Annotated in this window: 22 protein-coding genes and 2 CRISPR repeat arrays; of the genes, 18 read left to right on the top strand and 4 right to left on the bottom strand. The window is 38.3% G+C overall.

Annotation, left to right across the window (positions count from 1 at the left end):
- The first annotated feature begins 242 nt into the window (after positions 1-242).
- The 3 genes from GKE48_RS12945 to GKE48_RS12935 are packed head-to-tail and all read left to right on the top strand — an operon-like array spanning position 243 to position 2118.
- Positions 243-617 carry a GntR family transcriptional regulator gene (locus GKE48_RS12945; protein ID WP_154301255.1) on the top strand — a complete coding sequence of 125 codons (375 nt, stop codon included), beginning with the start codon at positions 243-245 and terminating at the stop codon, positions 615-617.
- A gap of 11 nt (positions 618-628) precedes the next feature.
- Positions 629-1477, top strand: a complete 849-nt coding sequence (locus tag GKE48_RS12940; protein ID WP_154301254.1) for an ABC transporter ATP-binding protein — start codon at positions 629-631, stop codon at positions 1475-1477.
- Positions 1477-2118, top strand: coding sequence for an ABC-2 transporter permease (locus GKE48_RS12935; protein WP_154301253.1), 642 nt, complete (start codon positions 1477-1479; stop codon positions 2116-2118). The genes GKE48_RS12940 and GKE48_RS12935 overlap by 1 nt, the downstream gene beginning before the upstream one ends.
- Before the next feature lie 59 nt (positions 2119-2177).
- Here GKE48_RS12935 and GKE48_RS12930 read toward each other — a convergent pair whose 3' ends face one another.
- Both GKE48_RS12930 and GKE48_RS12925 read right to left on the bottom strand, forming a co-directional pair.
- A complete protein-coding gene (locus GKE48_RS12930; protein WP_154301252.1) occupies positions 2178-2522 on the bottom strand; it encodes a phenylpyruvate tautomerase MIF-related protein in 345 nt (114 codons plus the stop codon).
- Positions 2523-2600: 78 nt separating this feature from the next.
- The gene (locus GKE48_RS12925) at positions 2601-3812 is read right to left on the bottom strand and encodes a dicarboxylate/amino acid:cation symporter (RefSeq protein WP_154301251.1); all 1212 of its coding nucleotides are present in this window, start codon (positions 3810-3812) and stop codon (positions 2601-2603) included.
- 299 nt (positions 3813-4111) lie between these two features.
- Between GKE48_RS12925 and cas6 the strand changes: the two genes are divergently transcribed.
- The 8 genes from cas6 to cas2 are packed head-to-tail and all read left to right on the top strand — an operon-like array spanning position 4112 to position 12332.
- Positions 4112-4834: a CRISPR-associated endoribonuclease Cas6 gene (gene cas6 / locus GKE48_RS12920; RefSeq protein ID WP_154301250.1), complete on the top strand. Its 723-nt coding sequence runs from the start codon at positions 4112-4114 to the stop codon at positions 4832-4834.
- A gap of 23 nt (positions 4835-4857) precedes the next feature.
- Positions 4858-6618: a Cas8a1 family CRISPR/Cas system-associated protein gene (locus GKE48_RS12915; protein ID WP_330583138.1), complete on the top strand. Its 1761-nt coding sequence runs from the start codon at positions 4858-4860 to the stop codon at positions 6616-6618.
- Positions 6619-7488 carry a type I-B CRISPR-associated protein Cas7/Cst2/DevR gene (cas7i, locus tag GKE48_RS12910; protein ID WP_055215839.1) on the top strand — a complete coding sequence of 290 codons (870 nt, stop codon included), beginning with the start codon at positions 6619-6621 and terminating at the stop codon, positions 7486-7488. It abuts the gene before it with no gap.
- On the top strand, positions 7472-8197 hold the full coding sequence (gene cas5, locus GKE48_RS12905; RefSeq protein ID WP_330375421.1) for a CRISPR-associated protein Cas5: 726 nt from the start codon (positions 7472-7474) through the stop codon (positions 8195-8197). Before cas7i ends, cas5 begins: the two co-directional genes overlap by 17 nt.
- Positions 8198-8247: 50 nt before the next feature.
- Complete coding sequence (gene cas3, locus GKE48_RS12900; protein WP_154301249.1) at positions 8248-10518, top strand: CRISPR-associated helicase Cas3'; 2271 nt, start codon at positions 8248-8250, stop codon at positions 10516-10518.
- Positions 10519-10542: 24 nt separating this feature from the next.
- Positions 10543-11037 (top strand): CRISPR-associated protein Cas4, encoded by a 495-nt coding sequence (gene cas4 / locus GKE48_RS12895; RefSeq protein ID WP_055215841.1) that lies wholly within the window; start codon positions 10543-10545, stop codon positions 11035-11037.
- Positions 11038-11057: 20 nt separating this feature from the next.
- Positions 11058-12050, top strand: coding sequence for a type I-B CRISPR-associated endonuclease Cas1b (cas1b, locus tag GKE48_RS12890; RefSeq protein ID WP_118008700.1), 993 nt, complete (start codon positions 11058-11060; stop codon positions 12048-12050).
- A gap of 3 nt (positions 12051-12053) precedes the next feature.
- Positions 12054-12332 carry a CRISPR-associated endonuclease Cas2 gene (cas2, locus tag GKE48_RS12885; protein WP_055215843.1) on the top strand — a complete coding sequence of 93 codons (279 nt, stop codon included), beginning with the start codon at positions 12054-12056 and terminating at the stop codon, positions 12330-12332.
- 166 nt (positions 12333-12498) lie between these two features.
- Positions 12499-13644: direct repeats of the CRISPR family, unit length 30 nt; unit sequence GAATTAATAGATACATAGTGGGATGTAAAT.
- A gap of 207 nt (positions 13645-13851) precedes the next feature.
- Here cas2 and GKE48_RS14615 read toward each other — a convergent pair.
- Positions 13852-13998, bottom strand: coding sequence for a hypothetical protein (locus GKE48_RS14615; RefSeq protein WP_173016945.1), 147 nt, complete (start codon positions 13996-13998; stop codon positions 13852-13854).
- A gap of 4 nt (positions 13999-14002) precedes the next feature.
- Positions 14003-14689 (bottom strand): hypothetical protein, encoded by a 687-nt coding sequence (locus GKE48_RS12880; RefSeq protein ID WP_154301248.1) that lies wholly within the window; start codon positions 14687-14689, stop codon positions 14003-14005.
- A gap of 632 nt (positions 14690-15321) precedes the next feature.
- Positions 15322-16662: direct repeats of the CRISPR family, unit length 30 nt; unit sequence GAATTAATAGTTACATAGTGGGATGTAAAT.
- Positions 16663-16888: 226 nt separating this feature from the next.
- Between GKE48_RS12880 and GKE48_RS12875 the strand changes: the two genes are divergently transcribed.
- From GKE48_RS12875 to GKE48_RS12845, 7 genes are all read left to right on the top strand, one after another.
- Positions 16889-17014, top strand: a complete 126-nt coding sequence (locus tag GKE48_RS12875) for a helix-turn-helix transcriptional regulator (protein WP_154301247.1) — start codon at positions 16889-16891, stop codon at positions 17012-17014.
- 211 nt (positions 17015-17225) lie between these two features.
- The gene (locus tag GKE48_RS12870; protein ID WP_035394423.1) at positions 17226-17918 is read left to right on the top strand and encodes a response regulator transcription factor; all 693 of its coding nucleotides are present in this window, start codon (positions 17226-17228) and stop codon (positions 17916-17918) included.
- Complete coding sequence (locus tag GKE48_RS12865) at positions 17915-18946, top strand: sensor histidine kinase (RefSeq protein ID WP_129976260.1); 1032 nt, start codon at positions 17915-17917, stop codon at positions 18944-18946. Before GKE48_RS12870 ends, GKE48_RS12865 begins: the two co-directional genes overlap by 4 nt.
- A 165-nt stretch (positions 18947-19111) precedes the next feature.
- Positions 19112-21499, top strand: coding sequence for an ABC transporter permease (locus GKE48_RS12860; protein ID WP_035300449.1), 2388 nt, complete (start codon positions 19112-19114; stop codon positions 21497-21499).
- A 126-nt stretch (positions 21500-21625) separates the two neighbouring features.
- Complete coding sequence (locus GKE48_RS12855; protein WP_129900489.1) at positions 21626-21886, top strand: hypothetical protein; 261 nt, start codon at positions 21626-21628, stop codon at positions 21884-21886.
- Between the two features lie 5 nt (positions 21887-21891).
- Complete coding sequence (locus tag GKE48_RS12850; protein ID WP_071422048.1) at positions 21892-22557, top strand: ABC transporter ATP-binding protein; 666 nt, start codon at positions 21892-21894, stop codon at positions 22555-22557.
- Positions 22558-22571: 14 nt separating this feature from the next.
- Positions 22572-24950, top strand: coding sequence for an ABC transporter permease (locus tag GKE48_RS12845; RefSeq protein ID WP_154265035.1), 2379 nt, complete (start codon positions 22572-22574; stop codon positions 24948-24950).
- Positions 24951-25119 lie beyond the last annotated feature (169 nt).

The raw sequence follows: 25119 nt of genomic DNA, 5'->3' as shown, positions 1-25119 counted from the left end.
GGTACGATTTTTATATTTATAAGAAAGAGAATGCTCAAAAAGGATTAAAATATTATTGTAGGGAACTTCTTGTAGATTAACAGAAAAATAGGTAAAATATTTTAGTTAAGTTAAATATAAAAATAAATGAGAGTCACCTTAGAGTGGCTCTTATTTTGTATATTTTTAATAAACAGTATATAACAGTTGACAACACACATCAACTGTTATATACTGTTTATCACAAAGGAGAAAAGAAAAATATGCATATTATATTAAATCATTCTTCCATGGTTCCGATTTACGAACAGCTTATGGAGCAGATAAAGTCAGAGATTATCCAGTCTGTATTAAAAGAGGGAGAGGCACTTCCGTCTGTGAGGACGCTTGCAGGGGAGCTTCGCATCAGCGCACTGACCGTAAAGAAAGCCTATGACAAGTTAGAAGAGGAAGGCTTTGTTACGACTGTTCACGGAAAGGGAACATATGTGACCGCTTCGGATAAACAGCTTGCGTCGCAGGCGAGAAGATTTGCTGTGGAAGAGGACTTTGACAAAGCCATTGACCGGGCAGTGGCAATTGGCATGAATAAAGAAGAAATTTTAGAGATTGTAAAGCTTATACTTGATGAGAAATAGAAAGGCGAATTATGATAACAATGCAGAATGTCCGAAAAAAATATAAGGACTTTGAACTGGAACTATCTTTGGAAATACCGGAGGGGAGAATTACAGGGTTTGTAGGAAAAAACGGGGCAGGAAAAAGTACAGCAATTAAACTGATACTTGGACTTGTAAAGCCGGACATGGGAAGCATTTGTGTGCTTGGAAACGAAGGCGGGGAGCTTCCGGTTGCGGTAAAGCAGAAAATCGGAGTATCTTTGACGGAGTCGGGCTTTAGTTCACAGTTTACGGTGGAAGATGTCTGGCATATCCTTGCTAAAATGTATCCTGATTTCCAGAAGGATTTTTTTGACCAAAAATGTGATGTGTTAAAGCTTCCTCGGAAGAAGAAATTAAAAGAATTTTCCACCGGTATGAAAGCAAAACTGAGGGTGTTGACGGCAATCAGTCATAAAGCCGATTTGTTGATTTTAGATGAGCCGACAGCAGGACTTGATGTGGAAGCACGAAATGAAATACTTGATTTGCTGCGTGAATATATAGCGCAGGATGAGAAGCGCACAATATTGATTACATCGCACATTTCCACAGATTTGGAGTCACTTTGTGACGACATTTATCTCATTCATGACGGAAAAATTATTTTGCATGAGGATACAGATGTTATTTTAGAGCAGTATGGCATTTTAAAGGTGGATGAGGAGCAATATAGGACATTAGACAAGACAGCAGTCATAAAAGCGCAGAAAGAAACCTATGGTTACGCCTGCTTTACTAATGACAGAAGATTTTATCAGGAAAATTATCCGCAGATTGTGGTGGAGCATGGTGGAATTGATGAATTAATTCTTATGATGACGGGAGGGTACAGATAATGGCAGGTTTAATAGAAAAAGATATCAGGTTAATGAGGTGTAATAAACAGGCAGTAATTCTCCTTCTTATCATTGGAGTGGTGATAGGGTTACAGAACGAAGCAGTTATCCTGGGGTGGCTGCCGTTTGCAATTAGTATTCTTCTGATAAATACAGTTACTTATGACGAGCTTGATAAAGGATATGGATTTTTGATGACTTTGCCGATTGATGCAGAAATGTATGTGAGGGAAAAGTATATTTTCTGTCTTACAGGAGGAACGGTTTCATGGCTTGTGGCAGCGGGACTTTACATAATCTTGGAAATGAGACAACAGATGCCGATAGACATGACTTCCCAGATTCCTATGGTATTGGTGTTCCTGCCGGTTACGGCATTGTTGATTGCATTGCTGATTCCGCTGCAGCTAGTATCCGGAGTAGAAAAGAGCAGAGTAGTCATTTCGGGGGCATGTGGTGTAATGGGAGCGTCTGTCATTGCATTTGCGGAGCTGGTAAAGACAAATGTATTAAGTGCCTTTTCATTTTTAAACCAAATGAATGGCTGGATACTTGCAGGAATTGCAGTGGTAGTGACAGTACTTCTCATACTGCTCTCTTATGCAATTAGTGTCCGGATTATGGAAAAGAAAGAATTTTAGAAAAAAATATTTAAGCGGGACATTCATAAAAAAATGAGTGTCCCGCTTATTAATGCATATTAGAAATTATCTCCATTCCATCCCCAGTTAGAAACAGCCTGATATTTTACATATACATGATCTGGTGCAATTCCAAGAACATCTTTAAAAATGTCACATATCTGGCCAGTCAGTTTAGAAAAGGCAGATGGGTTCTCACTTCCGTAAACGCTGACCTCGACCATAGCTATAGGCTCGGCATTGCTTCCTCTGAAGTAGAGCTTGTAGTCAGGTTCAAAGCCGATCATGAGCCAGCTTTCTGACTTGCCGGGAATTGTCTGGATAGCCTGACCTAAACGGGTTTTGATTTCAGTTTCCTGTGCTTCTGTAAGAGAAGTGCTTATCTTTGAATTAATAAATGGCATATGTTACCTCATTTCTGCGCCGCAGGCGCGTGTATTCATGTGATGATTATAGCACTTTACATATGTCAAAGAAACATATTAATTGTCAGCGCCTTCTTTGATGCCGTGGCGCTCTGCATATCCAGTCAGGATAAGTGTGAGCGCACCGTCGCCTGTTACATTGCAGGCTGTTCCGAAGCTGTCCTGAAGTGCAAATATTGTAAGCATAAGGGCAGTTCCAGTGTCGTTAAATCCAAGCACGCCGGTAATAAGTCCGAGCGAAGCCATAACTGTTCCGCCAGGTACGCCAGGTGCGCCGATTGCAAATATTCCGAGAAGCACGCAGAACAGAATCATAGTTCCGGCTGATGGAATAGTGCCATACAAAATCTTTGATACAGTCATGCAGAAAAATACCTCTGTCAGCACAGAGCCGCACAAATGTATATTTGCAAACAAAGGAATTCCAAAAGAGACCATGTCCTTTCTCAAAACCTTTGATTTTCCGGCACACTGGAGTGCAACTGCGAGTGTGGCAGCAGATGACATTGTTCCAATTGATGTAAGGTATGCAGGACCGTAATGTCTGATTACTTCAATCGGGTTCTTCTTAGAATACAATCCTGCGATTGTGTAAAGCAGAGTCATCCAAATGTAATGTCCGATTAATACAATAATTATGATTTTCAGGAACACAGGAACCTGCTTTGTTATTGAACCTTCGTATGAGAGTCCGCAGAAAGTAAGTCCGATGAAAAATGGAAGAATCGGTATCATGATTCTTGAAACTATCGCAAGCACGATTTTCTGGAATTCTTCAAGAATATTTGAAATCAATTCTGCTTTTGTCCAAGCGGCAGCAAGTCCAATCATAATTGAGAACACAAGTGCGCTCATAACAGGCATTATCTGTGGGATTGATAATTCGAAAACCGCAGCCGGAAGCTCTTTCAATCCATCAGCAGTAGAGGATATTGACAAATGTGGTATCAAAAGATATCCGGATGCTGTAGAGAAAAATGCAGCACCAACTGATGATGTATATGCGATTGTAACTGCAATCAGAAGAAGCTTTGATGCATTTTTACCCATCTGAGTAATCGAAGGCGCAATAAATGCAATGATTATCAGAGGTATGCAGAAATTAATTATCTGATTGAGAATATATTTCAGAGTTACAACGATATTCAAAATGGCGCGTGAAAATGAATTGCCATCAGTTGAACTTAACAGTAGTCCCACCATGACGCCGGCAATAACGCCCACCAGCAATTTAAACGGCAGGCTGCGAAAGATACTATTTTTCTTCATTAAATAAATCTCCTTCATTTGTTTGGTTAAGAAAAATTATAATATATGGGATTGGAAATAACAATGGAAAGGTTTGGGGGATGGGAGAATTCCAAAATGTAGCTATTAAAAGTTGATTATATTAATTATCAATTATTTACATCCCAAAATGTAAAAATTATATATGTATATTATAATAAGTGACATTAAAAATCAAACAAAGTTTTTTAATCCAAATTGATAATTTATATTGACATCTTAAATCTAAAGTAGTAATATCCAGATATGAACTACATAATTAAGCAAAAGAAGGTGATACAATGATACAGCTATCTTTAGAATTTCAACTTGAAAAGCCACAGTTACCGCTGGAATATGAGAGATTGATGGTTAGTTTCTTAAAAGCAGCAAGCAGGAATTATTCGGAAGATATGTTTGAGCGATTATATAATAAGGAGCATTCAATTATTAAATCATTTACATTCAGTACATATCTGCCAGGTGCGGTATTTAAAGGTGACACTATATTTCTTAGGGACAACAGATTTAAAGTTTTTTTTACAGATGCTGATATGGGACAGATTATAGAATGGTTTAATGCTTTTCAGCTTATGAGATACAAGCAGTATCCTGTCAGTGGCAATTCTATGAAATTGATTTCAATAAGGTCAAACAATCGTAAAGATATTGTTGATGATGAAATTATTGTAAAGATGCAGAGCCCATTGATTGTAAGACGGCACGACAGTGTGACTAACAAAGACATTTATTATACATATGCAGATGAAGGATTTTCAAAGGCATTATGTGAAAATGTAGAGATTTTTATTCAGAAAATGGAAATCGGGGTTGATACAGAAGGATTATCAATAGAACCTGTCAAAGCAAGAAAAGTAGTAGTTAACTGCTTTGGAAGAAAGGTTGATGCTAACCTTGGAATATATAAGATTAGCGGTAATTGCGAGCTGCTTAATATTCTTTATCAGGCAGGGCTGGGTGCCAGAAGATCAGAAGGTCACGGTAAGTTCGAAATATTACTATAATTTTAGGAAAGGAGGGACAGAATGTGGGTAAATATCTGGTAACTATGGGAGATTTCCTGAAAAATACGGGGATAGTAGGTCTTAACTATATGCTGGATATGTCAGATGCAGAGAGCGGAAAGGATTATGGCATAAAAATGCAGAACAGACCGGTAGATGGGCTTGAACTGTATGAGCAGGGATTATGGCTTGACGAGGATTTCGTGCAGCAGTGTGACTGGACTGGAATGTATTTTGATGCCTGTGTTAACTATTATGGAGATTTTACAGTATATAAAGGAATATTAGACAGAATTAACAAGATTATATGCAAAATTGATAATGAACAATGGAATCCGGACAAGCTGGTTAAAGAAGATAAGGAAGATATCAAGTTTATAAATGATAAGCTTTTGTCCAATAGTTATAAGGCTGGATTTGAAAATATAAGAAACGAAGTTGATGGGTCTGAGATATATGTGAATCTTCAGCAAAATAAATTAAATGCGAAATCAACATCACAAGAACTAAAACAGAGGCTTGAAGGTATCAAGAACTTTATAATGCAGCCAAAGTGTAAAGAAACATTTGTAATGAAGAGCGTCATATATAACTATATTAACCGTTTCTGGGATGGTAAATGTTTTCTGCTAAGAGCTAATGCAAAGAAGGACATGCGTATATTGTTTGAACAGGATTTTACAAAACCATTTAAAGAATATATCAGGACAAATCATGATAAAGATAAGGATATGTGTATAGACTGTGGAAGACCAATGGGAAATAAGGAACGTGTTTCTATTGCTTTTATGAAGGATATGGCAGATGATCTTGCGAGAAAAAAGTCTGCATTCTGGAATTGTAAAGTAGATGCCTTTTTGTGTCCTGCATGCGCATTTGTATATGCTGCCAGTCCGCTGGGATTCACACTTTTAGGACAGCGCTTTGCATTTATGAATACTAATTCATCAATTAATCAGTTACTGGCTTCTAATAGCAGGAGTGGAAAGATTGTGACAGAGGCAGAGAAAAAAGAAGCTGAGCGATATACACAATGGTTTGCCAGAATGTTGAAGCAGTTGATGGATTGTAAAGTTGAACAACTTAACAATATTCAGGTTATTTTAAAGGGAACAGATGAGAAGGATAAATATATCTTTTCTGTAATAAGTAATGAAGCACTTCAGACATTTAATGATGAAAAGGTAAGAAAAGCTTTAGAGTATTTAGGAGAATATCCTTACACAAGAATTGGAGCAGATTATCTTAATATATACGAAAATGTAGTTATGAATATTCTGAAACATAGAAGTCAGGAATTGCTTCTAAAGAAAGTGCTAAAGAATAATCTTGATTCTGATAATGCGGGACAGATAGTAACTGCTTATTGGATATATGTTGTAATGTTGTATAGTGCACTTGTTAAGAAAGATAAGGATTTGCAAGGAAATGGAGGTAAGGTTATAGAAATGGGAAGTATAACAGTAATGGATAGTGGTTTTGCTTTAAGAACTGCCATATTGTCTTCAAAAGGGGCAAAGGATGATGAATGTATCAAAGGAACAATATATCAGCTTCTTAATGCATTATCTACGAGAAATACAGGAAAATTTCTGGATATTGTAATGAGATTATATTGTACCTGTAAGGTGCCAGCTGAAGTGGGACAGGCTGATAAATTAGTTATTCCAAGAGAGTTTGTATATATCCAGAAAAATCAGGAGTTATTTGAAGAATATGGATATGCATTTGTTTTGGGATTAAAAGGTTGCAGACAGAATAAGAAGAATGAGGAGGTTATTTAGATGAGTAAGAACGGATTGACAATGACAATAGTATTTGTTGCAGAGAGTGCGAATTATGGAGAAGGATTAGGTAATATTTCTAATATTAAGAAAATGACAAGAGGTAATGCAAGCCAGTATTCATATATATCAAGGCAGGCAATAAGATACAATATTGTACAGCAGGCTGAGTGGGATAACACACCTGTCGAGGATAAGAGCGGAGTTGTACAGTTTGCTCCATCAGCTACTATTGAGGATTACCCAGAAATAGATTTATTTGGTTATATGAAGACAATGGCAAAGGACGATAATGCAAGGGGAGGTGCATCAACAAGAAGTGCAGTGGCTAGACTTAGCAACGCCATATCACTTGAACCATATCAGGGGGAGCTGGAGTTTCTTACTAATATGGGATTAGCTAAGCGCCAGAATCTTGACAATGGTATTGCACAGAGTGAAATTCACCGTTCTTATTATGCATATACAATTTCAGTGGATCTTGACAGGGTTGGAATTGATGGAGAGATTAATGTATCAAAGGAGGAAAAAGCTAAAAGGGTTAAAACACTTCTTGAAACCGTTCAGTATCTTTATAGAGATATACGCGGCAGGAGAGAGAATTTATCTCCATTATTTATCATAGGTGGTAACTATGAAAGAAAGAATCCGTTTTTTGAAAACATAGTTAAGATTGATAATAATATGATAAATGTTGATACATTGGTAGAAATGAAAGAAAGTAGTGAAGATCTTGAAAATTCTACAATAGTAGGAGTAACATCAGGAATCTTTAATAATGACAGTCAGATTAAGGAAAAACTTGGGGCTGTAACAATAGCAGAAGCATTTGGAGAGTTTAAGAAGAAAGTGGATGAGTACTATGCATAGAGCAATAAGACTGGATTGTTTTCAGAATCTTGTTAATTATAGAAAACCGAGCAGTTTTATAATTAAAGAGACCTATCCTCTTCCACCATATTCAACAGTAAGTGGAATGATACATGCCGCATGTGGATTTAAAGAGTATCACAAAATGAAGCTGAGTATTCAGGGCGATAACAAAGGGACTATATCTGATCTGTATACACGCTATTCATTTTCAGCAGGTGCCAGATATGAAGAAGGCAGGCATCAGATATGCGTAAAAGATGGCGATAATTATGGAATATTTAAGGGAATAGCCAATGTTGAACTGTTATGTGAATGCAAGCTCATAATACATATTGTGCCAGAGGATGAGGCTGATTTTGAAATAATATATCAGGCACTTAAGAATCCGCCAACGTATCTGTCTCTTGGAAGATATGAGGATATTATAGATATAAGAGATGTCAGAATTGTTTCATTAAAAGAAGATGAAGAAGTACTGACTAATCACGATATGTATATTCCTGTGTCTTACATGGGGGAAGAACCTGTTGAAGCAACTGTTTATACATTGAATAAAGAATATGAGATAACTAAACAGGGGTTAAGGAGATGGAAGTCTGAAAAAGAAGGTGGAAGAGTTAAGGCATATTACTGCCCGCCTCATAAATGCCTGGAAAGAGCGTATGTAGATGATACGGATGATGAAGATGTTGTAATATTTGCGTGATGAGATTTTATTAATAGTTACATTGTGGATTTAAATGTATGGAGGGGTAGATGGAATATTTTGCAAAGTCAGTTCCGAATGGGGGTTCTAAAGAAGAACAGGTGACATTAAAACAGCATCTGGATGATACAGTTAAATGTGCACAGGATTTTTTTGAAAAATTCGGACATTATTTTACAGAAAAAGAAAAAGCAATAATAATAGAAGCATGCAGAGTGCATGACCTGGGAAAGGCAAACATTGTTTTTCAATCTAAGATAAATAAAGAGCTGGATGTAATAAAGACTCAGGAGATACCACACGGATTTTTAAGTGCAATGACGACATCGCCTGAAGAATTTAAGAATCATATACCAGAAGCAGATAATGATGATTATAAAGCTTTCTATACAGCAGTATATCATCATCATGTCAGAGAAGATAAAAACGGTGATGATATAATATTAAATTTCTGTAAGAAATACTATAACCCATATATAAGGGATTTTTTAAATGATGAAAGTATCAAAGCTAAGGTTTCGGGTATAAATAAATATCTTCTGTTCAGAAATACAGGCAGCATATCGGGAAGCAAATACATCATGAGCTGTTATGATAAGAATGAATATTTGCATGAATGGCAGGAATTTGTGCTAATCAAAGGTCTGCTGAATAAATTTGATTATACAGTGAGTGCTGGTTATACAGAAGCAGAGGATTGTTCTGCTTTCACAACAAAATATCTTAAAACATCTATAGAAAACATTTTTCAACAGCATGGATTAAGACCAGTTCAGGAGTATATGAGAGATAAATGTGATAAGAATCTTGTTGTGGTTGCACCAACTGGAATGGGAAAAACAGAGGCATCATTATTATGGCTTAATGGTGAAAAGGGATTTTATACATTGCCATATGTAGTATCATCGAATGCAATATATGAAAGAATAAGAGACAGGTATGAATATAAGGACGTGGCAATACTTCATTCAGACAGTATGCATTATTATTTTGAAGACCAGGTAAACGAAACAGATTCTGATGGATATGAAAAATATCAGAAAGCAAAATTATTATCTCAGCCGCTTACTATATGTACAGTAGATCAGTTGTTTAAGTTTGTGTATAAGGCGTTGGGAACAGAAATATTTGCAGCTACATTGAAATATTCTAAGATAATTATTGATGAGATACAGGCATATAGTCCATCAGTAATAGCAGCAATAATATATGGATTAAAGATAGTGACTGATATGGGTGGGAAATTTGCCATAATAACAGCAACATTTCCACCGGTATTGGGAAGTCTTATGCATAAATATGGATTGATGGCTGATAATCAGTATGAATACAGGGATTTTTCTGCATTATCGAATCTTAAAAGACATTGGATAGATATAAAAGATGGCGATATAGAAATAGATAGGGTTGTAGAAGATAGCTATGATAAAAAGGTTCTTGTAATATGCAATACGGTAAAAAAGGCACAGCAGATATATAAAAGCCTGACCGAAAAAACAGATAATGTTCATCTTCTGCATGCACGATTTACCAAAGAACATAAGAGAATGCTGGAAAATGAGATTATAAAGTTCTCAGATAGTGAAAATGAAACGGGAATATGGGTAACAACACAGTTAGTTGAGGCAAGTCTGGATATTGATTTTGATGTGTTGTATACAGAGATGAGTACGGCTGATAGTTTGATGCAGAGAATGGGAAGATGCAACAGGAAAGGTCGGTATATTCCGGATAAGGCCAATATACATATATACATTAATGCAAATGGAGTAGGAGTCAGCCGGGCTATATATAATCGTGAGATATACACTCGTTCTGTTGAGTGTTTAGAAAAATATATTGGCAGAGTTATGACAGAATCAGACAAATCTGAATATATCAATAAAGTATACTGTACAGATGAGATAAAGGATACGGATTATTACAGGGATATAGAGAAGTTTCTTGCAATGTTTAAAGAACTGACACCAGCAGAATACAGTAAAAGTGAAGCTGATGAAAAATTCAGGGATATTAACAGTATTAAAATTATTCCTGATGACGTATATGAAGATAATCGTGAAGTTATAAGCGAGTGTATTGATATAATGCATAGCTCTGATGCTGATAGAAGAGAGAAGAATGACGCAAGGACAAAGCTGGATTCATATGTGATTTCTATACAGTTATATGCTTATAAGAAATATCCGGATGGGATAGATCGTGATGTAATATATGGTAGTGATATTCATAGATCATGTATTATGTACGATTTCAATGTTGTGGATTTAACAGGAGCAGGGTTAGTTTTAGGCGAATATGAAAGAGATATATTTGTCTGAATATTCATACGATAGGAGCATTTTATGGAAGAAAGAATAACAGGAGTGATGATTTATTATTATTTCGTGTGCTCAAGAAAGTTATGGTATTTTTGTCATCAGATTAATATGGAAGATGAGAATGAAAATGTGCAGCTTGGAAAATTGCTGGATGAGAACAGTTACAAGCGGGATGATAAGCATATTGAAATAGATGGCATTATTAATATTGATTTTATTCATGAAAAAAATGAACTTCATGAGATAAAGAAGAGCAAGAGTATAGAAGAGGCTGGAATATGGCAGGTTAAGTATTATCTATATTACCTGAAAAAAAGAAATGTGGATGGACTTCATGGCGTGATAGACTATCCGCTGCTGAAGAAAAATGTTGATGTAGAATTGTCGGATGAGGACTGTAAAAAACTAGACGATATTATAAAAGAAATCATTAGTGTGAAGAATCAGGAGTATCCGCCGAAGCTGGAAGAGAAAAAGATATGCAAAAAATGTGCATATTATGATTTGTGTTTTATATAGACAGAAGAAGGTGATGATAATTGAAACAGAGTTTTTATGTGTATAATAATGGGGATTTAAAACGCAAGGATAATACATTACAGTTCACTGCTTATGACGGAGAAAAAAGAGATATTCCAATTGAAAGAATTTCAGATATATATGTAATGTCTGAAATGTCGTTTAATACGACATTTCTTAATTATATATCGCAGTATGGAATACCTATACATTTCTTTAATTATTATAATTATTATTCAGGAAGTTTTTATCCAAAGGATGGAAATCCAGCAGGTCAGTTGCTGGTTAAGCAGGTTGAACATTATGTGGATTATGATAAGAGATTGGATATTGCCATAAAATTTATACAGGCGGCAGCAGATAATATATATAGAAATCTCAGATATTATAATGGCCGAGAAAAAGATGTCTCGGAATATATGAGGGATATAGATTCACTTCGTGGAACTCTTTGTAAAGCAAGGACAATAGAAGAATTGATGGGAATTGAAGGAAATATAAGAAAGAGATATTATGCAGCGTGGAATGTGATTGTTAATCAGGATATACAGTTTGATAAGCGTGTTATGCATCCGCCAGACAATATGATTAATTCATTGATTTCATTTGTTAATTCCCTAGTGTATACGCGTTTATTAAGCGAGATATATCATACACAACTGAATCCAACGATAAGTTATCTGCATGAACCGGGAGTAAGAAGATATTCATTATGTCTGGATATATCGGAAGTATTTAAACCATTGATTGGAGACAGATTGATATTTTCGTTGTTAAACAGAAGACAGATAACAGAAGACAGCTTTACAAAAGAACTTAACTATCTTCATCTTAAGAAAGAAGCTTCTAAACTTATTGTTTCAGAATTTGAGAATCGTATGAAGAAAACGATAATGCATAAAGAATTGGGAAGACAGGTGTCTTACCAGTATCTGATGAGGTTAGAAGCATATAAGCTTATAAAGCATTTAATAGGTGAGAAAGAATATGAAGGGTTTAGAATATGGTGGTAGTATATGTATATTGTACTTGTATATGATGTTAGTAAAGATGAAAATGGGCAAAAGAGATGGTCACATATTTTCAAAATCTGCAAAAAGTATCTGACGCATATTCAGAATTCTGTCTTTGAAGGAGAAATATCAACAGTTCAATTAGAAAAATTACGGGGTGAGTTGAAACCACATGTTAATACTAATCTGGATTCAGTCATTTTATTCAAAAGCAGGAGTGAAAAATGGCTGGATAAAGAATTTTGGGGTAAGGAAGATGATTTGACGAGTTTCATAATTTGATTGTCGACCAGAAATAGTGTAAAATATGCACAGAGTCGACAATGGCGATATTGCTATGCTTCTGGCATATTAAGGGCATAAAGTATTAGTAATCTCTTGGCGGATTTAAAGGGTAGACAGAATAACGCTTCAGAGTTGAGAAACAGAGAGGCTTTAATAATTACGGGAATTAATAGATACATAGTGGGATGTAAATTATAATAAAATTAAAAAAGTTAAACAGGAAAAAGAAGAATTAATAGATACATAGTGGGATGTAAATCTATGTCTCCGCGGCTTCTTTCTCTTTCTCCGCTACGAATTAATAGATACATAGTGGGATGTAAATTTCTATTAACTCATTTTGTATATTTATATCTGTACGAATTAATAGATACATAGTGGGATGTAAATGAAGACCAGGACAAAAAGTCATTATCTTCAAAGATGAATTAATAGATACATAGTGGGATGTAAATGTAATTCTTGACGACGGAGAAGATACGCTTGACGGAATTAATAGATACATAGTGGGATGTAAATTAAAGATATTTGGTATCTGCAAAGCAGGGAGACAAGGGAATTAATAGATACATAGTGGGATGTAAATTCCGGTATCATGTCGTAAGGTTTTGCTACTGCTAATAGAATTAATAGATACATAGTGGGATGTAAATAGTACATAACAAAGGACAAGCACAGGCAGAAAAATGGAATTAATAGATACATAGTGGGATGTAAATACAGTAGCGGTGTTGTTATGCGGCTTTTGTTGTCTGAATTAATAGATACATAGTGGGATGTAAATACAGATGACAAGGCAGCACAGGAGACTCCGTATGAGAATTAATAGATACATAGTGGGATGTAAATATTATTGTTGAACCTTTAGACAACAGCTTGGACGGAGAATTAATAGATACATAGTGGGATGTAAATTTATTTCAAATATCTTTTCATTTACTGTCATTTTACGAATTAATAGATACATAGTGGGATGTAAATTTTAGACAACCCCGAAAAAGCACAATATAAGCCCGGAATTAATAGATACATAGTGGGATGTAAATGAAGTCCAAACGGCACTAATAAGGGCGGCTCTAGCGAATTAATAGATACATAGTGGGATGTAAATTTCGTTGACAAGATGGTCAAGGACAGGGATTCCATTGAATTAATAGATACATAGTGGGATGTAAATTACGACATGATACCAGAAGGCAGCCTTGAGCGTGTAGAATTAATAGATACATAGTGGGATGTAAATGGGCAGGACAGCGTGCTTAATCATCCGGAGTATTTAAAATTAATAGATACATAGTGGAATGTAAATCTGCGAATAGGTGTAATTTCAAGAGAAATATTTTTTATCGTTATTCTGTTGCACCGGTGCAACTTTGAATTATTCTACTATGCACAAATCTTCTGCAAGCATATCTGCCTAAGATTTTGCTCTTGCATAATTCTTCATTTCTAAATCCTCACTTTCTTAAAATTGGGTATAAAAATACCACCAATCTCTCGACTGGTGGCTACTCATCTACTGTCCCTGTTCCCAAGCCCACTTTTTAAATTTCTCAGCAGCTTCTATTGCTTCTTTAGGGGCATTTTCAAGATGACACCCAACCATAAATGGTTCAAAAATATCAATAAGTTTCTGTATCTCTTCTGGATATTTTACTGGCATAATCTTACCCCTTTCTTTTTATTAATGTCATATATTCCGCTTCAACTTCATCATAACGATTTGCAAAATACATTTTCTTTGCATAATCACTTATCTTACCCACATTATATTCATTTATACCAAGTGCGTCAATTGTTTTCTTACACTCTTTATTTAATTCTCTAATATACTCGCTATAGTTCTCTTTAGTGATATTCCAGCCTTTACTTCTAAATTTTTCAGCTTGCTTCATATGCCACATCTCATGATACTCTGTTACACCTTTTTGTCCCACAATGTCTTTATTAGCAATTTCTGGGATATAATATACAACATTATTTACTGCATCATACTTTCCATATGCCTTTAATTCATCTTTTGACAATATTCTTATCTCTGGCATCCTATCTTTTGAAATATCCCATTTTTTAAGTGCCTTAACAGTATTGGTATAAATCTCGTGTAATGTTCTTGGCTTTATATCAACATTATCTGATACATATATATCTTCCTGATATGTATTAATCTTTTTTACATCTACTTTTGTATCTGGTCTAACCTCGATTGTCTTACTATCGTCTCTTATTATCGGTCTATATTCCTGACTATCTGATAATTGTTGCTCCCATTGTTCCTTCCTAGCTGCATACATCTTCTGATTATCCGGGTCTAAGGAATACCTAGACAGCCTGTCAAACTGATCAACCAGCATGACAGTATATTGCTGTTTCTAATCCTGTTTGTAATCTTTTTTGACCTTTTTATCATGAATACGCTGGTTGCATCATGGGTAATCACAGTAGAAAATTGATGGTGAATATATGCCAGCGATAGGGAACTGGTGAGAAAATATAGTAGTAAATAGACAGAACAATGATATATTTAAAAGATAAAATTAAAAGAATATGACTTACAAATTAGACAATCTGAGGAATTGAAAATATTTTTGAGATGAAAAAGATTTATTTAATATGGAATCTGATAGCAAAGTTTTGAATGCCTTAAACAATATAAAAACATTTTAGAGGTACTTATGAAATTATTCTCAAGGGTAAAAATATCACTGTTTTTACAATTAGCAATGGCATTGATTTGACATCGACTTATGTATTTTGTGAATTGTGGGAAAAGCAAGAAAAGTTATAAGTGAAAAATGATAAAGATATATTTGAAATTGCTTGTCGACCTATTATAGTGTAAAATATAAGCAAGGTCGACAAAGGCTTAATTTATGCGTTTAATTTGAATTTATTGAAAATGACATTAGTAATATATGTGAGATTTTATTAGAACGACAAATAACAGCTTTAGATTAGAGGTTTAAAGATGTATATAAAATTACGGGAATTAATAGTTACATAGTGGGATGTAAATACTGGCTTATGATTGTAAACAATTTTTGCACTTTGGGAATTAATAGTTACATAGTGGGATGTAAATTTTCTTTCTCTCCTTACTTTAATACGTAACTTCCGAATTAATAGTTACATAGTGGGATGTAAATCGATTTTCGACTGTTCAATGATTGTTTGCTGTTTTTGAATTAATAGTTACATAGTGGGATGTAAATACCCTTACAAAAGGTGGAGAACAAAAGCTGTTATACGAATTAATAGTTACATAGTGGGATGTAAATCACAAAGAAAGCAGACGGAAAAACGGCATCCGATGGAATTAATAGTTACATAGTGGGATGTAAATTATCTCAAAGCAGGATAAAATCTCATGGTATAACGGAATTAATAGTTACATAGTGGGATGTAAATGTGAAAAAGATTACAGTGAAGAGTCATTGTCATATAGAATTAATAGTTACATAGTGGGATGTAAATGAATATGAAAGCTGGGGCATTAGGTATGCGGCAAGAATTAATAGTTACATAGTGGGATGTAAATAAATTAAAAGGTTTATTTAATTTTCTGTCGAAATAGGAATTAATAGTTACATAGTGGGATGTAAATATTTGTAGATTATTAATATCATTTTTAGTTGCATAGGAATTAATAGTTACATAGTGGGATGTAAATACAGCAAACGAGCAGCAGGCAGCAGACGCTAATGTGGAATTAATAGTTACATAGTGGGATGTAAATTTTCTATCGCGAATGACCTGATCGAAAAGAAATTCGAATTAATAGTTACATAGTGGGATGTAAATTTTGGTGGTCATCTTTTTATGTGTATTGAATCTATGAATTAATAGTTACATAGTGGGATGTAAATATTTTTGAAGTAAATAATTTGTCCTGGTTCTCCTCTGAATTAATAGTTACATAGTGGGATGTAAATCATAATGTCATTACAGGATAGAGCTGCCAGGGAATTGAATTAATAGTTACATAGTGGGATGTAAATTTAAATGGGACAGTAGGTTCGCGCGTGTGGGGGAGGAATTAATAGTTACATAGTGGAATGTAAATAACATAAGAGTATTTACTTTCTCTACCCCAACAGTTGAATTAATAGTTACATAGTGGGATGTAAATGGAGTTAATGGCGAAATACGAAATCGAACAGGATCGGAATTAATAGTTACATAGTGGGATGTAAATGAGGATAAACTTCTTGATATGGCACAGAAGGCAGCAGAATTAATAGTTACATAGTGGGATGTAAATGAACTGCGGATATAAGATGTTCTTCCAGCAAGCAGGGAATTAATAGTTACATAGTGGAATATAAAATACGATACAATTATATGTTTGATTTTCTTGAAGATAGGATATGTTATTAAACAAAATAGTGGCTTTAAATTATGCGCTTTTGACAGGATCAATATGATTGATAAATGCAATCCCCTCCACGCAACCAATTCCACCACAATTCCCACTTTTCTGACAACTACAATTGGTGGAATCCACATTTTACATGGGCTATAATACATACATAACAACAGAAAGGACTGACATTATGCTACAGGAAAATCTTATAATGCTGAGGTCGATTGCAGGTAAGACACAGGAGGATATCGCAGAGGTTATTGGAATATCGAGGCAGGCGTATGCCAAATGGGAGCGTGGAGTTTCCCATAGTTAAAGATACCACACCAAATATGATGAACCCACGCTTATACACTACCAGCTATAATAAACCGCAAGGACAGCAATTTGATGATACTGCTGTCCTTTCTTTTATAAAATTGCAGTACACATAAAAAAGCTGTAAAATGATAAATATATTTGTCCTTGTAACAATTCTCGGACATTTGCCTGTTATACTATCTGCAAAAAGCAAAGGAAGTGAGAATATGGAGCAGATTTTAATTGTCGAGGACGACAGTTTTTTGAATAAGATGTTAGACTATAACCTGACCGCAGACGGCTACGGCGTGACTTCTGCCCTAAATGCCAGAACCGCAGCCGAAGCCATCCGCCAGCGGGAATTTGATTTAGTGCTGCTGGACATCAACCTGCCGGACGGGAACGGTTTTGAACTGTGCAAGCTGATAAAGCCCCAGCACCCGGACACCATCGTAATATTCCTGACCGCCAACGATCAGGAGAGCGACCAGATACGGGGCTATGAGGTGGGCGCGGTGGACTACATCACAAAGCCCTTTGTAATCGGGGCCTTGCAGCGGAAGATCAAAGCCATGTTCGCCATGCTGGAACACCACAAACCGGCTAAGGACATTTACGATGACGGACGGCTGTTTCTGGACTTCTCGGAGCAGACGGCTTCCCTAAACGGCAAGCCCCTGACCCTATCCCCGATGGAGTACAAAATGCTGAACCTGTTTCGTAAAAATCCCCGGCAAGTGCTGACCCGTGGGCAGCTTTTGGAAAAGCTGTGGGATATAGACGAGAGGTTTGTAGACGAACACACCCTGACAACCTCCATCAGCCGGATTCGCAGCAAGATCGAATCCGACGGCGGCGCACCCTACATCAAGACTGTTTACGGCATGGGCTATCAATGGACGGGAGGCGAGGCAAAATGAAGGTTCAAAACCTCTCGGTAAAGCGGCTGTTTGGCCGGGTGGCAATAGGGCTTGTCCTCTCCATGTCCGGGATCACCATAGTCCTGTTTTTTGTGACAAAACAGACGGCGGTGCTGCTGACAGGCGGGGCGCTGCTGCTGTGTGCCCTTGTGGGGATTTTCGTACTGACGCAGGCGTTTGGAAAGCGGCTGTCGCAGTTTACCGCTGACCTGTGCCAGACCTTAGACCACATGATCGCCGGGAATGAAGCGCCCCAGCGCCCAGAGGACAGCGAAACCCAGCTTGCCAGAATTGGGCACCGTCTGGCAAGGCTCTACCAGATCATGCAGGAGAACCGCCGCCGGGTGGACGAGGAACGGCAGGAGTTACAGACCCTTGTATCGGATATTTCCCATCAGGTGAAAACGCCGGTAAGCAATCTGAAAATGGCGACGGACACCCTGCTGGAAAAGCCTATGGCCGAGGCAGAGCGCACCGACTTTATCCGGGGAATCCGCAGCCAGACGGATAAGCTGGACTTTCTCTTTCAGGCCCTTGTGAAAACCTCCCGTCTGGAAACAGGCGTGATCCAGTTGGATAAGAAACCGGGCCGCCTCTTTGATACTGTGGCGCAGGCCATGAGTGGGATCGTGTATGCAGCGGAGAAAAAGGAAATCGCTGTGTCCGTGGACTGCCCGGAGGATTTGACCGTTTCCCATGACAGCAAGTGGACATCCGAAGCCCTCTTTAACCTGCTGGACAATGCGGTGAAATACACCCCGGCGGGCGGAAAAATCGCTGTGTCGGTGGTGCTATGGGAAATGTATGTGGAGATTAAAGTAACCGACACCGGCAAGGGCATTTCCGAAAGCAATCAGGCCGCTATCTTCCGGCGCTTTTATCGTGAGGAAGAAGTACACGAACAGCAGGGCGTTGGCATTGGCCTGTATCTGGCCCGCGAGATCGTAACGCGGCAGGGCGGCTATATCAAAGTGGTTTCGGAGCCGGGCAAGGGTTCGGAATTTTCCATTATGCTGCCTACAAAATAGAACGCGGCGGACGGCCATTTCCGGCTGCCCGCCGTAAATTTTTTTGAAATGTCCGAGCGTTGTAACATTTCACCCCGATTTTCAATGAAATTTTTTGGCCGCTGTAACATTTCGCGGACATTTGGGGTTTACAATACCCTTATCAAATATGGAGGTGATACAACTATGACATGGCCTTTTGAGAACGATACCAGCGCCATTGTAAAGAAATTAGCAAAACGCAATGTATCTTCAAATCGTATTTTTTGCTTTTTTAATGTTTTGACCATTGCGCTGGCAATTAGTTTGATTGTGGGAATCTCCTTATTCCAACAAGGCAGCAAAATTAGTGAACAAAAGATTTTGAATCAAATGCAGCAAGCTACCATCGGGGGGCTTACAGCAGAACAGATAGAAGTTCTGAAAAAAGAACCTGATCTTGAAGATATTGTACCCTATAAGCATAGTGATAGTTTTCTGATGGATGGGATCAAATTTGAAGCGGTTTATATGCCGACTGGTTTTGGAATTATAAAATCCTATGAATTAGTCAGTGGAACCTGTCCAGAACAGTACAATGAAATTGTAATTGATAAAAATGTGCAATTAGAACTGGGGTATCAGCTAAATATAGGAGATACCATCACTTTACCAACGGCAGGGAGTAAAACAGAGGATTTCATCATTACTGGTTTTACTGATAATGTGGAAACAGGAACATTTTACTTTTATGTCTCCCCAGCGTATGCAGAACAGGGTGTGTTATTATCTGATATTCCATATAGTGCCTTGATTCGTGTAAATGGTGCCACGGAAATGGGACTTATTGATTTTGAGAATACAGTATATCGTCTGGCTTTATCCCAAGACATAAGCAGGAACCAGCTTTATTTTAATAGCAAATTCTGTTCCTCACTTATCAGTGGATCAGGAATGGGAGGTGTTCTTTTAGCTACTCTTTTTATTGCATTTTCAAGCGGAATTGTCATATACAGTGTGTTCTACCTTTCGGTATCAAATCAAGTGTCGCAGATTGGACAGCTCAAAACTATTGGCATGACAGAAAAACAAATTAAGCGGATGATTCGTAAAGAGGGGTATCGTTTCTGCCTGTTCGGAATACCTGCCGGTATTACAGTAGGTATCATATTTGCATATTTGTTAGAGCCGAATGGAATAACGATTATCAATGCCATAGCCACAAGTATTTTCGCAATAATATTAGGCATTATCATCGTACAAATTTCCGTATACAAGCCCGCACAAATAGCTTCAAATATTTCCCCTATTGAAGCAACAAAATATGTTGGAAACAATCCAGAACTAAAAGAAAGTAGAGTGCGGAACAGGAAAAATCATATTCGTCTCTCACCGTATTCTTTAGCCGTATTGAGCGAAAAGCAGAATCGAAAAAAACACAATCTGACGATTGCCTCGCTTGCAATCGGCGGGATTTTATTTATGGTTGGAGCCACTTTTATATCATCATGGAATCCAGATTCCTTTGCAAGAATGGGGAATTTGGAAGATGGAGAATATTATATTACGATTAACCACAATACATTAGTCAATCCGAAACCGTATGGTATTTCGGAGTATCAAGTTGATACGCCTTTTTCACAGGAACTCATGGAAGAATTGCAACAAATCCCGGAAGTTAAAGAGATTTATGCTACGGAGAGAACCGCAGCCATTATTGAGTATCACAATGAACAATTAGAAATTCCCATTATTCCGATTACGCCTGATAATCAGGAAGAAATTTTGAAAACGCTTCCTGTTGATTGGACATACGAAACATTGGTGAAACAAGACGCTATGGTTATATTAGGAACAAGTGTACAGAAAGAAGTCTATCATGCTTGCCCGTCAATAGGAGAAAAAGTGACATTACGATGGTTTGATGGGGCTGAACACAGCATAGATATTTTGATTGCCGGTACTTCCGAAAAAAGTATGAATGAGGGCTTTTATCTCCCCAAAGAAACCATAGAAAAGTTGTGGGGCGATATGGATTTAACAGCTTCCTTAACTTTGTCCGTACCTGAATATGAAAAAGTGGGTAAATCAGTAGAAAGCAAATTAAATAATATACTGTCCCGACACCCTGATTTGGTAATGGAAACCTTACAAGAGGTAAAAGCATCTTCGGCAAATACGATTCATAATACCAGCGTACAAGTTTATGGAGTATCTGCCTTTGTCATTATGTTTAGCATTTTTAATCTGACAAACACCTTGATTAGTCGTATCAGTACAAGGAGAAAAGAATTTGGAATATTGGAATCTATCGGTATGACAAAAAAGCAGCTAAAGAAAATGCTGCTGCATGAAAGTGTCTTACTGATTATTCCATGCTTGATTATTACGGTTGTGGTAGGAACCTTGATAGGGTATTTGTTAGTACGGATATTGTCTGCGAATGGATTAACTTATTTTCAATATGCTTTTCCTTTTATTCCATTACTGATTTACGGTGTCTGCTTAATAATAACACCTATTATAATTTCTGCTATCTGTCTAAAAATTCAATGCAGAAATTCGTTGGTGGAACGGATCAAAATGGCAGACTGATTTTGAAATGTCCGAGTGTTGTAACATTTCACCCCGATTTTCAATGAAATTTTTTGGCCGCTGTAACATTTCGCGGACATTTGGGTTTTACAATGACCTTATCAACAAAAGTGAGGAGGCGACGCAATGGAACTGACCCCGACCTTGATTTTGAATCTGGCGCTGCTGATCGTCCAGCCCGTTGCCCTTGTGCTGGTATTCCGGCAATGGCTGGCCCGGCACATCCGCTGGACGGTTGCCTTGACTGCTCTCTGTGATGTTCTCCTGTTTTGGGATGAACTGTTCTACTATGAGAGCTTCGGCCTGTTTGCTGTGCTGATTCTGGTACAGTTGGCGGCCACCGGCGCAGCAGCGTTCCGCATTTACAACAAACAAAGAAAGGATTGAATTTTATGAGCATTTTACAGACTATCGACCTGAAAAAGTATTACGGCACAGAGCCGAATATCACCCGCGCCCTTGACGGCGTGAACTTCTCCGTAAATGACGGCGAGTTTGTGGCCGTTGTGGGAACCTCCGGCAGCGGCAAGTCTACCCTGCTTCACATGATGGGCGGACTGGACACCCCTACTTCCGGCAATGTGATTGTCCGGGACAAAGAGCTGTCGAAAATGAATGACGAACAGCTCACCATCTTCCGCCGCCGCAACATCGGCTTTATCTTCCAGAACTATAACCTTGTTCCCATCCTGAATGTGTATGAGAACATTGTCCTGCCGGTGGAGCTGGACGGGGACACGGTGGATCAGAAGTTTTTGGACGAGATCGTTCACCTGCTGGGGCTGGAAGATAAACTGAAAAATATGCCGAACAATCTTTCCGGCGGACAGCAACAGCGTGTGGCGATTGCCCGCGCCCTGATTACCAAACCGGCTATTGTGCTGGCCGACGAGCCGACCGGCAACCTTGACAGTAAGACCAGTGCCGAGGTGCTGGGGCTTATCAAGCGCACCAGTGCGGAGTTCCGGCAAACTGTCGTGATGATTACCCACAACAACGACATTGCCCGTCTTGCAGATCGGATTGTCCGCATTGAGGATGGCAAGATTGTGGAATAAGGAGGTGGCAGGCTATGACATGGCCTTTTGAAAATGATACCAGCGCCATTACAAAGAAGCTGGCAAAGAAAAGTTTGCAAAGCGAGAAGCGCCGGAATCTGATGGTAGTGATCGCTGTTGCGCTGGCGGCGTTTCTGATCTGCTTTACGGGAATTGTATCTACTTCCCTGACACAAATGCAGCGCAATCAGGTTGTTGATACTTATGAGGCGGTCTGGATGGGCGTAGAGGAAAACGACATTGAAACCCTGAAAGGACTGCCGGAGTTTGAGCGCGTAGGCGGCTACTATATGCTGGGTGAGGAACTTTCAGAACAAGGCTATCATGCGTCCTATGTGTATTGCGACGCGCAAATGATGGAGATTACCAAGGCGCAGATGGAGTTGTTAGAGGGCCGGGTTCCTGAAAAAGCAAATGAAGTTGTCGTAAGCGAATACTTTCTTTCCACCTATGGAAACAATGCCAAAATTGGGGACACTGTGACCTTAGACACCGAGAGCTTTCATGGTAATTATGTTGTTACCGGCATTATGGACAGCGTAAACGAAAAAGAAGCGAATACCTGCGCTATCATTCTTTCCAAAGCTGCCTTGAAAGAATGGGATGGGTTTAACCCCGCTGGGTATCGTGCCTATGCCCATTTCAAAAACAGCGACCAGTTGGACGAAGAACTGATGACCTCTTATTGTAGGGAGATTGCGGAGGAATATCAGCTTCCTATACCCAAAATGAACAACAAGTATTTTGCTTATGCCTCTAAATCCTTTGATTTTGCACCACTGATGGCTAGCGTGATTGCCATTGTTCTGATCGGCGGCTATATTGTGATCCAGAGTATCTTCCGTATTTCCATCAATGACAAAATCAAGAGCTACGGGCAGCTTCGGACGATTGGTGCGACACCAAAGCAAATCAAGCGGATTGTAAAGAACGAGGGACGCAAACTCGGCAGTATCGGGATTCTGATTGGCACAGTGCTGGGCGTATGCGGCGGTTTCCTCCTGTTTTCCAAGGGTTTTAACGCTGTTTCCTATGTGGCAACGGTTATTTTAACGCTTATAAGCAGTTGGATCATGGTATCTGTTTCCATCCGTAAGCCGGTGAAAATTGCGGCAGGGATTTCCCCCATTGAAGCCGTCCGTTTTACCCCGGCGCAAAAGGACATCCGCAGCCGGAAAAAGACTATCAAGCTCAATCCTGTTTCAATGGGAATTGCGAATTTTAAGCGTGACGGAAAAAAGACCGTTGCTATTGTAGCCTCATTGAGTTTGGGCGGAATTATCCTACTTGTGGTATCTTCCATTGTATTAACGCGCTCCCCGGAAGCACGGGCAAGACTTTATTTTCCAGATGGCGATTATAAAATTTATCTACAATCAGAAGTGCCAGAAGAAGAACTTATGGCAGCAGGAAATCCACTGAACGAGGAATTAAAGCAGGAAATTTTATCTATTGATGGTGTCACAGATGTAATTGCAAACAGACAAACGCTTCATACAACTTTTAAGGGGGACATCAATCAGAACACTGGAAACTGTGATATGCTGACCGATCAGAATTATGCTAAGGTTGAGGCTGCATTGACGGAGGGAACGATGCCAACAGATTCTCATAGTATCGTAATTTCACGCTCGATTGTAGATTCTTATGAAGATATGGGAGTTGGTTCAACGGTCGAAATATCTTTCGGAGAGGGGCAGTCATCCGTTCCTGTTACTATATCAGGGCTATTTGGCCCAGGCACATATACCGGGCATGGTAAATTACTTATTGATGGGGCTGTTGCATTTGCACCACAGGATTTGTTCTGTGAACTACACCCGGAAATTACTTCATTTGACTATTCGTGGAGTATTGCAAGCGATCCGAAAAAAGCGGAAATCGTAAAAGCTGGCTTAAAAAATATTGTTGCCAGCCATAGTAACCTTGCTTTAGATGAAATAAATATACGGATTGAATATATGAAGTCGAAAGATCAGGTGGCATTCGGGAGTATGGAGGTGCTTTCATGGCTGGTATTCCTTTTTGGTGTTATCAATCTTATCAATACGACACTCTCTAACCAGATGTCCAGAAAGCAGGAAAACAGTGTTTTGCGTTCCATCGGTCTAACACAAAAACAGCTATGTAAAATGAACATCTGCGAGGGCCTGTGCTATGCGCTCTTTGCAACATTGGCGACGCTGATCGTTGGGCTTCCGGCTTCCATCTTTGCTTGCAGAAAAATGAGCATTGCCATTTTTGCCGGAAAGGTAGTGCCTTACAAATTCCCGGTTTTGGAAATGGGCCTGTTCATTCTGGTATTATTCGGAATGGAGCTGATTTTGTCTGTATGGACAGTCCGCAGACAGAAAAAACAATCCCTGATTGAACAAATGCGGACGATGGAATAACCGTATGGGATCGGCGGGGCGGCGTGTGCTGCCCCGCTTTTTTCGCCATTTCTCAAAAAATTTTTGAAATGTCCGAGCTTTGTAACAATTCGGCCTGTTTTTTTGTCGAAATCAAAGGCACCTCGGACATTTATAGTTCTTCCAAAAGTTTGATGATAATATTACCATT

The organism is Lachnospira eligens, assembly GCF_009680455.1.
GTDB classification, from domain to species: domain Bacteria; phylum Bacillota; class Clostridia; order Lachnospirales; family Lachnospiraceae; genus Lachnospira; species Lachnospira eligens_A.
Note: the sequence above shows the minus strand (reverse complement) of the source record. Positions and strands in the feature narration are given on the sequence as shown.